The sequence below is a fragment of the Aquicoccus sp. SU-CL01552 genome (genome assembly GCF_040365005.1).
GTDB lineage: Bacteria > Pseudomonadota > Alphaproteobacteria > Rhodobacterales > Rhodobacteraceae > Antarcticimicrobium.
Map to the genome: position 1 here is coordinate 1 of NZ_BAABWV010000035.1, position 10,796 is coordinate 10,796.

The 10,796-nt window shown below is 62.2% G+C and carries 12 protein-coding genes; 4 read left to right on the forward strand and 8 right to left on the reverse strand.

Annotated features, from left to right (window positions below):
• Positions 1–108: 108 nt before the first annotated feature.
• The 6 genes from ABWV23_RS22075 to ABWV23_RS22100 form a co-directional block, all read right to left on the reverse strand.
• Entirely contained in the window at positions 109–1,290 is a 1,182-nt protein-coding gene (locus tag ABWV23_RS22075; RefSeq protein WP_353351828.1) for an amidohydrolase, read from the reverse strand.
• Between the two features lie 147 nt (positions 1,291–1,437).
• Positions 1,438–1,776, reverse strand: a complete 339-nt coding sequence (locus ABWV23_RS22080; protein WP_353351830.1) for a hypothetical protein — start codon at positions 1,774–1,776, stop codon at positions 1,438–1,440.
• Positions 1,773–2,294 (reverse strand): DUF3592 domain-containing protein, encoded by a 522-nt coding sequence (locus ABWV23_RS22085; protein ID WP_353351832.1) that lies wholly within the window; start codon positions 2,292–2,294, stop codon positions 1,773–1,775. Before ABWV23_RS22085 ends, ABWV23_RS22080 begins: the two co-directional genes overlap by 4 nt.
• Positions 2,287–2,826, reverse strand: coding sequence for a DUF3592 domain-containing protein (locus tag ABWV23_RS22090; RefSeq protein ID WP_353351834.1), 540 nt, complete (start codon positions 2,824–2,826; stop codon positions 2,287–2,289). The genes ABWV23_RS22085 and ABWV23_RS22090 overlap by 8 nt, the downstream gene beginning before the upstream one ends.
• 42 nt (positions 2,827–2,868) lie before the next feature.
• On the reverse strand, positions 2,869–3,348 hold the full coding sequence (locus ABWV23_RS22095; RefSeq protein ID WP_353351836.1) for a DUF805 domain-containing protein: 480 nt from the start codon (positions 3,346–3,348) through the stop codon (positions 2,869–2,871).
• 36 nt (positions 3,349–3,384) lie between these two features.
• On the reverse strand, positions 3,385–3,912 hold the full coding sequence (locus ABWV23_RS22100; RefSeq protein ID WP_353351838.1) for a hypothetical protein: 528 nt from the start codon (positions 3,910–3,912) through the stop codon (positions 3,385–3,387).
• A gap of 531 nt (positions 3,913–4,443) precedes the next feature.
• On the opposite strand from ABWV23_RS22100, the gene ABWV23_RS22105 reads away from it, so the two are divergent.
• The 3 genes from ABWV23_RS22105 to ABWV23_RS22115 all read left to right on the forward strand — a co-directional run bounded on the left by ABWV23_RS22105 (position 4,444) and on the right by ABWV23_RS22115 (position 6,438).
• Entirely contained in the window at positions 4,444–4,911 is a 468-nt protein-coding gene (locus ABWV23_RS22105) for a cupin domain-containing protein (protein WP_353351840.1), read from the forward strand.
• Complete coding sequence (locus ABWV23_RS22110; protein WP_353351842.1) at positions 4,908–5,330, forward strand: hypothetical protein; 423 nt, start codon at positions 4,908–4,910, stop codon at positions 5,328–5,330. Before ABWV23_RS22105 ends, ABWV23_RS22110 begins: the two co-directional genes overlap by 4 nt.
• Before the next feature lie 115 nt (positions 5,331–5,445).
• Positions 5,446–6,438 carry a LysR family transcriptional regulator gene (locus ABWV23_RS22115; RefSeq protein ID WP_353351844.1) on the forward strand — a complete coding sequence of 331 codons (993 nt, stop codon included), beginning with the start codon at positions 5,446–5,448 and terminating at the stop codon, positions 6,436–6,438.
• A 46-nt stretch (positions 6,439–6,484) separates the two neighbouring features.
• On the opposite strand, the gene ABWV23_RS22120 is transcribed toward ABWV23_RS22115, so the two are convergent.
• Positions 6,485–7,126: an HAD family hydrolase gene (locus ABWV23_RS22120; protein WP_353351846.1), complete on the reverse strand. Its 642-nt coding sequence runs from the start codon at positions 7,124–7,126 to the stop codon at positions 6,485–6,487.
• Between the two features lie 830 nt (positions 7,127–7,956).
• Between ABWV23_RS22120 and ABWV23_RS22125 the strand changes: the two genes are divergently transcribed.
• Positions 7,957–9,621 (forward strand): Eco57I restriction-modification methylase domain-containing protein, encoded by a 1,665-nt coding sequence (locus ABWV23_RS22125; protein ID WP_353351848.1) that lies wholly within the window; start codon positions 7,957–7,959, stop codon positions 9,619–9,621.
• Here the strand turns inward: ABWV23_RS22125 and ABWV23_RS22130 are convergent.
• Positions 9,601–10,635: a hypothetical protein gene (locus ABWV23_RS22130; protein WP_353351851.1), complete on the reverse strand. Its 1,035-nt coding sequence runs from the start codon at positions 10,633–10,635 to the stop codon at positions 9,601–9,603. The two genes, ABWV23_RS22125 and ABWV23_RS22130, sit on opposite strands and share 21 nt — an antisense overlap.
• Between the last annotated feature and the right edge of the window lie 161 nt (positions 10,636–10,796).

The following is a 10,796-nucleotide window of genomic DNA, read 5'->3' on the forward strand; positions in this document are numbered from 1 at the left end:
AAATGCCCAACCTGATCCCGAAAACGCCGCCCTGATGGGCGGCTTTTTACGTTCGAGCCCCGTCGTGCGCCCCCGAAACCCTGGCTGGTCTCGCGCGGCGAACTGGTCTCAAAGCGATGAAAAGCCCAGGACCTCGCCGATGATTGCCGCGAAGATCGCGGCCCCGGGCGGGATCAGCGCGTCGGGGAAATCGTAATCGGGGTTGTGCAGCGCGGGATGATCTTCGCCGGATCCGAGAAGCAGGAACGCCAAGGCGGATTTCTCTCCGAAACGACCGAAATCCTCTGACGGGCGCATCGGCAGGGGGCCGCGGCCGTGGGGCAGGCCCAGCCGGTCGAGCGCACGGGCGGCGATTGCCACGGCCTCGGGATCGCTGGCGGTGGTGGTGAAGACATCCTCATAGGTGATCTGGGATTCGAGGCCGGCCGTCCGGGCCTCCTGATGCACCAGTGTTTCGGCATCCTTGACGAGACGCTCCATCCGCGCATCTGTCAGGCTGCGCAGGGTGACGAAGAGATCCGCTTCGCCCGGCGCAATGCCGAAGGCGGGCTCGCCCAAGCGCGCATGGGTCACGGTGGCCAGCGCGAAATCCGGGTCGCCGAGCGGATCATCGCCCTGGCCCAGCGCGGTGAGGGCGGGCATCAGCTGGGCCAGCGCGGTCATCGGCGAAATCCCGGTTTCGGGTTGCGAGGCATGCGCGGTTTTGCCCGTCAGCGTGATCCGCATCCCGCGTGAGGCGCAGGCGGACGGCCCCTCTGCCAGCGCCACCTCGCCCAGTGGCATGCCGGGCATGTTGTGGATCGCAAAGGAAAAATCCGGTTGCAGTCCGGCAAAGGCGGGATCCTCGACCACCTTTGCGGCGCCGGAGCCATCCTCTTCCGCCGGTTGGAACAACAGCACCACGGATCCGCGCGCCGGGCGCGACCGGCCCAGCAGGCGCGCCATCGCCGCGATCATCGTCATGTGGCCGTCGTGGCCGCAGAGATGGCCGGTTCCGGCAACGGTGGAGCGATGCGGCACGTCGGAGCGCTCCTCGATCGGCAGCGCATCAAGTTCGCAGCGCAACAGCACGCGCGGGCCCGGCAGGGCACCGTCATAGAGGGCCGCCACCCCGTGCCCACCAAGGCCGGTGACGATCCGGTCGGGCCCGGTGGCGTGCAAGACCGTCTCGACCCGGGTCGCGGTTTCCCGTTCCTGCCCCGACACCTCCGGGAACCGGTGAAGCTCGCGCCGCCAGTCGGTCAGCTCGGCGATGTCGGAATTGCTCAGGCGGGGCAGGTCCTGGCGCATGGGGTCTCCTTCGGCGGCGTTCGGACCGACGCGGTCCGTCCGGGGCGACCTTAGCGCTGTCAAACCCGGATCGCGACCGGGAAATCGGGCCTGTGGGTGTGGCTCAGCGCAGCACACATCCCGGCCGGGACTTGTGCTCCATAGCCCTTATGGGGCCATGAAATTCGCCGCATAGACCCAGAATCCGATATGGGTCGCCAACCCCAGGAGCATGAGATTGAACAGAAGCGCGCCGAGCCTGCTTTTCAACTGGCGTCCCGCGACCGCGCGCTTGAAGGGCTGGTTGGCGAGATAGCCGGGCAGCACCTTCTCGCGCAGCCAGTTGAACCTGGGGGCGGTGTCATCGCGCTCGGCAATGAGTTTGGCGCCGACGAAGAATTTGTCGATCTGCCAGCCGACAAAGCCGATGAGCGCCAGCGCCGCCGACCCCAGCATCCACCAGGTGGTCCACGCAATGTCGGTGACCGCCACGCCATAGATCGTCATTGGCCCTGTTCCCCTGTCCGGCGCCGAATGCCGCCTCGTCTGTTGCCCTCGATGAAAAGGTTTGCGACACCGATGAACAGCAGGATGCCGACGATGGTGAGGGTGCCACGCATGGAGTGTCCTTGCATGGCCGGATCAACCCAGCGAACCTGGGGATCGTCCGGAAGATAGCGGATTGGAACCCGATCCGGAGGGGCGTGGTCGTGGAAAAAGCGCCTGGTCACCCGAACGTGGCCGCGCCGCATCTTGTCGCCGACGGTAAACCCGACCGTCATGTCGTAGGTGGTACGCGCAGGCTTGGTGTTGCTGCGGACGATTTGCTTCGAGATGATGGTCGCCTGGGTTTCCACCCCGAAGCTCTCCAGTTCGCCGAAATAGCTGTCGGCGCGGTGAAGGCTCCACCCCCCGTAGAGGATCGCCCCGACAAACGGCAGCACAAGAAACACGCGGCGTTCGACCGAGGCCGCGCGGCCGACTTGCCTAGGCGTCTTCCGATCTGATCTGCTCGCGTCACCCATTGGCGACCGCCTGCGGCGCGCCGCCCTTCAGCCATCGAAAGACGAAGAACGCGGCAATGAGCGCGGGGCAGAGGAGTACCAGCCCGATCAGCCCGATGGTCGCGGGCAAGGCCCAAAGCTGTTCGAACCGGACCTGCCTGACGTCGCGTTTCCTGTCCGGGAGGAACAGGATGTCGTGCTGCGAGCCGATCTCGAAGTTCCAGTTGGGCGAGGATTGGCCGGTGCTGGCCTCGGTCATTTCGCCGTCGGAAAACCGGTAGCGGAAAACCGGGGAGTAATCGGTGGTCTCGCCATCCCAGGGGTTCCACCCCTCCCAGGAATAGACGCGGACCACCTCTCCGGTCGTTCGCTTGGCATTGGCGACGAAGGAATAGCTCTCGAACGCGAGGGCCACGGCAGTCCCGAGGAACAGGACCGGCAGCAGAAAGATCAGCACCCAGACCCGCCAGGACACCTGCCGCTTGCCGTCGGGGGTCGTGCGAAACAGGAACAATTGCGTCATGTTCAGCTGGATCAGTGCAGTCCGGATCATCGCGGTGGTCCTTTCGTTTCTGCCGGTCTTTTCTGGCGCGCCTCAGGCCGTCTGCGCTTCGGCGGGCCCGCCCAGGGGATCCGGACCATAGGTATTGGGGCCCGAAACCCCCTTGAGGAATCCCAGCTCGATGATCATCCAAAGCGCGATCGCCATCGAGACCCACATCACGATGGTCGCCCCCAGGCCCGGAATCATGACCTCTGTGCCGGCCAGTTCGACGGCGGAATAGCCGATCTTGAGAATGCTCATGAGCTGCGTGAGAACACCCGGCGCCAGGAAGATGATGACCCAGGGCAGGGCGGGTTTGCCGCGATCGTGCAGCCGCTTTACCAGGACTGCCGACCAGATATAGACGATCCCGGCGGATACGATGATCTGGGCAAGCGACAGGATCACCCCCCCGGGCAAGGCCGATATCAACCCAAACCCGACAACGATTGAGACCGCAACGACCCCCAGAAGGCCGAACCAAAACCCCCGGCGCGAGATGCGTCCGTCGAAACTTGTAAAGAGATCCATTGTCTTCTCCTTCTCAATGCTGTGTTGGAATCGCCGTTATTGGGCCTGTGCCGTGATCGTCAGTTTTCCATCGAAATCAATAACGTAGAATGCGACGTTCCCCATCGTGGCGCTGCCGTTGCCACTGGCGGTGGCCGTATTGGCCAGGTCATCTGCGGCCTCCCGATAGCTCGGCGATGCAGCGTCGTTGATCGCCGAGGCGATCCAGGAAATCATCGCCGCGCCCGATCCACCGCTGCCGCCCTCCCAGGGTTGTGTGGAGATATCCAGCAGCGGGCCGCTCGGCTCGGCATTGGTGATCAGCAGGCGACCATCGCCAAGCGAATGGGTGCAGCTGACAATCATTTGCGTCGCGTCGCCGGGCTTGGGGTTCTCCATGCAGGCCAGTTCCTGAAAGCTCAGGGGGGCACCCGCAGCCTCTGACGCCGCGCTGATCTTCTCGATCAGCTGGTCGACGCTCAACCCAAGGGTCCCGGCCTGCACGGGCACGGTCCCGGCCAGTCCCGCCACGACCGCGAGCGTGGCAGTCGTGATCCCCGCGCGTTTCACGTTCTTAATCGGCATATGAACTCCCTTCGTTGGTTGAAAAAATCCCTTTTAAATCAACATATTGCGTCTTGTTTTTTGATCTTCGCGTGAAGCAGGTCTAGGAACCTCTGATGCGGTGATGACCAATGTGTCATTTGCATCGTCGGGGGTGGGGTGTCGGACCTAACGCTGAAGACGCCGACAATCGGGTCGTTTGGAAATTCCTGCAGACATGCTTCAGGGCAGGGCAATAAATATCTGATTTTGCGTTTGTTCCTCAAATCATTCTGGTGGAAATCAAAGCGCTTTCAATACGGGGAAGGTAGCAATCCCAAGGCCATGAGAAAAATAGATTGTTTGTATGACCCTTATTTACCCGGTGAATTTTCGCGGCGTCAGCCCCACCGCGCCTGGCGGTCCTGCCCCCCGCATCCGAGGTCGAAGCTGGATAAATTCGCCATGTGGATATGAATAATACAAATAATCGATTATTCATATGACCATGGGGTCGATACGATGGGGGTATCGAAGGCGCCTTCGTTTCCAACCGCTGCTCTGGAGGAAACGATGAAAGATTCAACACTCGGTCCCGGTGCTGTCCAATGGCTCGGCACCCATTATCGCACGACCTTGACCACGGATGAGACCGGCGGCGCCATGTCGGTCACCGACTCGGTCTCTCCACCGGGGTCCGGCCCGCCGCGCCACATCCATCATGACGCAGATGAAGCCTTTGTCATGCTGAGCGGGGACGCGGAGTTCTGGCTGGCCGGGGACCGCTTTTTCCGGGGGCCGGGGCAGACCGTGTTCATCCCGCGCGGCTTGGAACATACATTTCGGATCGTCGGGGAAACCCCGTCGCGGCATCTGGTGATCCTGACACCCGGCGGATTCGAAGGCTTCTTTGCCGAGATGTCCGCCGGACAGTTCCGGATTCCCCAGGACATGCCTGCCATCGACCAATGCGCGGCGCGGTACCACATGACCTTCACCGGCCCACCCTTGGGCGCCGAGGACGCGGAGGCGGGACAATGAAACACATTCCGAGCTGTTTCCTTGCGACTGCGGCGGTTTTTGCCCTGACCGGAATGCTCTGGGGCATCCAGATGTCGGCCAGCCACGACCACACACTGTCTCCGGCGCACGGGCACCTGAACCTGATCGGATTTGTCGCCATGTCGATTTTCGGGTTCTATTACGCCCTGACGCCAACGGCGGCGCGCAGCAGGCTGGCGGTCCTCCATTTCGGACTGAGCGTGGCGACGGTTCTCGTCCTCACGCCGGGGATCGCGCTGGCGATCACCCAACGCGGCGAGACCCTGGCACAAGCGGGCTCGAGCCTGGCGGTGCTGTCCATGGCGCTGTTTGCGTTCGTCGTACTCCGCCACGGCGTCGGAACCCTGTCCGAACGGCCCGCTCTGGATCCAGGCGTGCGAAACCAACCGGCCGAGTAGCCACAAGATCCGGCGCGGTGTGCCGCCCTGCGCCGGATTGGTGACGCCATCGGACGGAAACCGAAACGTGACAAACGGGGGAAGGGTCGCCACAATCGGGGCAGGAGGGCTGGCGATGAACCTTGCGAGTTTTGATCTCAACCTGTTGAAAGTGCTCGATGCGCTGTTGATCGAAGGATCGACGACCAGGGCGGCGGCCCGTGTCGGGCTTTCGCAGCCGGCGGTCTCGGCAGCGCTGGGGCGGCTCAGAACGGCGCTGGACGATCCGCTCTTCGTACGCGAAGGGGCCGCGTTGCGTCCCACGGACTTCGCCAGGGCCCTTCGCGAACCGATCCGGGCGCATCTAAGCGGGTTGGAGCAGACCTTGGCGGGGGCTGGTCCGTTCGATCCCGCCGACTGCGACGCGTCGTTCCGGATCTCGGGGTCGGACTATTTCTCGGTCATGCTGTTGCCGGCGCTGATGCAGCGGCTGGGCAGGCTGGCGCCGGGCATGAGGCTGAGTTTCGTTGACCTGATCCATCCCGGCAACCTGCACGAGATGGGGCGGATGGACGTTGATATCGCGCTGCCCTGCACGCGGGACATCCCGCCAAAGATCGTCGCGGAACCGATGTTCTGGTCGGATTGGCAGGTGGTCGCGGCCTCGGGGCATCCTAGGCTGACGCGCTCCGGTATCGGTGACGGGGACAACATCCCGATCGACCTGTATTGCGACATGAACCATGTGGTGTTCTCATCCGAGGGACAACATGCCAGTCATGAGGACCAGGTGTTGTCCACCCTCGGTCGGTCCCGGCGGGTGGCTTTGGCGGTTGGCAGTTTCCGTGATCTCTATGAGACCGTGGCTGGCAGTGAACTGCTCGCGGTATTGCCGGGCACGCTTGCCCAGGCTGTCGCGCAAAGGTTCGGCCTGACAACGCATCCCGCGCCATTTCCCATGGAACCGGCGCTTCTGTGGGTGGCCTGGAACCGATGGCAGACCGACGATCCCGCTCACCGTTGGCTGCGGGGAGAGATCGCCGTGCTGTTGCGGCACCTGAATGACGTGGATCGGCCACTTCCCCCTGCGACAAGCGATGGCCAGGTGACCGCGTCAGCGGCGGAATGAGCAACAGACCCCGGCCACGATCAATCGGCCCTCGGGGATTGAACACCTAGGCAAAGCTGCGCCCCAATCCTCGGAAGTTTGAATGCACGGTAGCACCCCGTGCTTTCAGAGCCTCGGCTTTCGACCCTGAGCCGATGCCAAAGAATTCGAATCCAAGGTTCTGTGCTGTTTTCAGGTCCCAGAGCCCATCCCCGAAGGAGACGACTCGGGGCGTTTCACCGTCCGAGCGAACCAAGGTGACGGCTTCGGAAACGATTTGCTCTCTGGTGCGGGCCTCGGACGCGGTAACCAGTGCCTCCCCATTTCCGTCAATTCCGAGGACGGACAGTTTGTGCAGCGCACCATGCCGAAGGCTTCCGGTCGCGAACGCAACGCCCCAGCCTGACGCCTTCAAATGGGCAATGAAGGCGGATGCGCCCGCGATCTCGTCAACAGGCAGGTGCCTGACTGCCTCGTCGTAGGCGATGGCATAACTCTGCTCTAGCGCGGGATGGTCGGGAAGGCTGCCCCAGCCCGCATCCTCCCATGCTTCCTCAAAGATCGCGCTGTCGGAGTGGTGCCGGTAGCTGGCCCAGTCGGTGCAAAGCGCCGGGAAATCGAACGCGCGCAGGGCCTGCTCGAACGCTGTTTGGTGTTGTCGCACGCTGTCAGTTAGCGTGCCGTCAATGTCGAATATTGCAACGGGCAAGGCGGGGTATCTCCTCGGTCAGGGGGGCGCAGTGGGACTTTGCCGAGGCGGAGACCTACGAGCAAGGACCCGTCGTCTTCCGCGTCAAGCGTAGGGTAAGGGGCCGCACACCGACAAGGCACGGTCCGGCGTCAGCCGGACAGGATGCTGGCAAGTCGCTGCATCCTGAGTGCCGACAGAAAACTGGGCATGGAAGGCCTGAAGTGGACACCTTGTTTTCCGGCCTGAGCGCTCAGGCAGAGGGAGAACCTGCATTTTTCCAATGGCATCCAAGATGGCATGCAGCCGATCTCGTCTGTATAAAAACAGCCTGAGTATCAATCACTTACTTGTGTAAGTGGCGGAGAGACAGGGATTCGAACCCTGGGATCCCGTGAAGGATCAACGGTTTTCGAGACCGTTTTTCACCTAATGCGTAAACTCGTTGGGCCTTGTTTTGTTGGCTTCGCGACGGCAAAGTGTGTGTTTTCGGCGGCCTGAGCGGAGTAGGACGGCATAGTTGGACGGCATAGGCCGGCGCGCACGGTGGCGCCGAGAACCGACCGGCGCGCTTAGTCGAGGTGACCCATGAGTTTAGCGGAGATTCTTGTTCAGACGTTACCGCTGGGTGTGCCGCCCTGTCTTGTCCCCGCCCTAAAAAAGTAGGCATTCGGGGGCAGCCCGTTAGCACTTGAATTCGTAAGATTCTTTGAATGGGCGCTCTGTGGTGCTGTCGGTTTGGGTGAGACGAATGTGCATCGCCGGAGTGCGGCCGTTTTCGATAGACGAGATGGACGCTAATCGCCGGAGTGGATAAGGATGGGGAAAAATAGAACAACGGAGACGAGCGGATGACAGACGCTGTGAAGTTCACGAAGCGGTATGGTGACGTTGGCGAGGCCAAGGCTGATGGGGTCACGTACACCCCCCGGACGCTTGCCGATTTCGTCGCGGGCCGCATCGTCGCTGCCACAGACGGTCTATCTGGCCGACCTGTGCGGGTTCTTGATCCTGCTATTGGGCATGGTGACCTGCTTCTTGCGCTCCTGTCACAGCTCGAGGGGCCGGTTGAGGTCTTCGGCTATGAGGTGGACCCCGAGGCGCTGGCCGAAGCAAGGCAGCGCCTTGCGGCGGCTCATCCGGGCGCTGTTCTGAACCTTCGCCTCGGCAGCTTTCTTGATCATGTGCTTGATGACCATTCAGGGGGCCTGTTTGGCTCGTCAGAGCCCTATGATCTGATAATCGCCAACCCACCCTATGTGCGGACGCAGATCATGGGGGCCGACCGTGCCCGGCAGCTCGCCCGGCAGTTTGGCTTGACTGGGCGTGTCGATCTCTACCACGCTTTCCTTCTCGGCATGGCAACCGTCCTCGCGCCGGATGGCGCGGCGGGTTTTATTGTGTCTAACCGCTTCATGACGACAAAGGGCGGCGCTTCGGCACGGGCCGGAATGGTGGATGGTCTCCGTCTGCGAGAGGTCTTCGATTTGGGCGACACCAAGCTGTTTGACGCAGCAGTCCTGCCAGCAGTCATCATAGCGCGTGGCAAGGCGGCAGAGCCCGCCAAGCCCTCATTCGTTTCAATCTACCAGTCCAAGGCCAAGCCGACGCACACGGCCACTGACCCGCTGGCTGCCCTTGGGCTGGAGGGGGTTGCGGAGCTTCCTGATGGCAGGGCGTTTCTCGTGCAACATGGAACACTCGACAATGGGGGCGAGGCGGCGGGTGTTTGGCGTCTGGCCTCCGAAGGGGGTGAGAGCTGGCTTGCGACCGTTGAGGAAAATACCTGGGGCACCTTCCGCGACATCGGCAAGATCAGGGTCGGCATCAAGACGTGCGCCGACAAGGTGTTCCTGCCCAAGAAGTGGGATCGCGAGCTTGAGCTGCTCCGGCCCCTGACCACGCACCACACCGCACGGCGCTTTCGGCCCGAGCCGCCCAACAGGCAGGTCCTGTATCCCCACCACACAGTTGACGGCAAGAAGCGGGCCGTGGACTTGGCCCAGTTCCCGGCCAGCAACGCCTACCTTGAGGAGCACCGCGCGACCCTTGAGGCCCGGAGCTACGTCTTAGACGCCGGTCGGAAGTGGTACGAGATTTGGGTACCGCAGAACCCGGCAGACTGGCCCGCACCCAAGCTTGTGTTCCGGGACATATCTGAGCAGCCGACCTTCTGGATGGATCTTGAGGGGACGGTGGTGAACGGGGACTGCTACTGGCTGACGGGAAACGAGGACCTCTTGTGGCTCGCCTTGGGCGTTGCTAACTCCACCTTCATCGAGCGCTTCTATGACCGCCGCTACAACAACAAGCTCTACGGGGGGCGGAGGCGTTTCATCACGCAATATGTCGAGCAGTTTCCGCTCCCAGACCCGGATAGCAGCGCAGCGCAGCAGATCGTAGCGGCGTGTCGGGATCTGTATGTTGCGGCTGAAGAAGGCCCACAGCCCGAAGCTGAGCGCCATGTTGATGAGATGGTGTGGGCTGCGTTTGGCCTACCTGTCGAAGAAGTCTGACGGCAGGGGGATCTGCAGCTTTTTGTTCAGGACCTTGCCCTGAAACTGTGGGAAGCGGGTGAAGAATCTCTCGCCCGTGGTCAGGTAGAAGTGGGTCAGCGTGACCTCTGCTCCATCTGTCTCCGCGTAGAAAAGTGCATACCGAACATCGCAGTGGCGGATCTGCGCCCCGGCGATCTGCGGAACGTCCAGAGGCTCCTCACTGGCAGGGCGCACCAGCCCGAGGTCGATAGTCGGGGAGGTCTGTAGCTTGACCTCAAGGAGCTGATTTCGCACGTCCGGGAAGCGCCCATCGTCGCGGTAGTCGGCATATCCCAGCAGCTCACAGACGATCCGGTGAAGCACAGCGCCACGGTTCCGCTCTTGATCCCAACCCGCGTCGGGGAAGGACCGGCCAACAGCACCGCTCAACCGCTCGAACAACTCGGCAATGGGCATCAACAGACCGTGCGCCGGAGGATCCACAGGGCTGACGTTCTCCGCGAGGTTGGCCCCGGCGCGGACGTGCGCCAAGAGCATGTCGGTGTCATCCGCCGCAATCAACTCGTGCGACGCTGCCCCGGGGACAAGCCGCGCTTGATACTTCTGGGTCAGCGTCCCGGTTTTGTCGAGCTGAGCCAGTTCCTCGCCGTTGACGACTTTCACTCTCGCGATTCGGTCTGCCTCGTCAACGCGCAAGATCACGTAGCGGCGCGAAGGAGAAAGTTCCTCATTCCACACTTGGAGGTTGTTCGCCTTTTGAGCGTAGGCGTCGAACATCTGGCCTACAAAGCGCGGCTGTGTCTTTTTGAAGCTCGGGGGTACGGGGTAGCCCAGCGCGCGGCAGACGTGCTCCTTCACGACCTTTGAGCGCTTTCGCAGGGCGAGCCCAGCGAGGCTGATGCCGCGAAGCTGATCATCAAGCAGGGCCTCAAGCTCGGGCGTAGGAACCCACAGGTCGGGGTCACCAACTTCAATTGGGTCATAGATCGTGAGCCCGCTTGCAGCGATTGTCTGAGTGTAGTCCTTGATCATGGTTGGGCCTCGCGATGCTTGCTTTTCGAGACGAATAGCACTGCGGCCGCGAACGCGCCAGATTTGCTATCTTGTCCGGTATACTGGCCCAGCCAGCTTGAATGCTGGCGGGCACGGCGCGGTCATTATTATGATGGCGTGTCATTGATGTGTTTGAACAG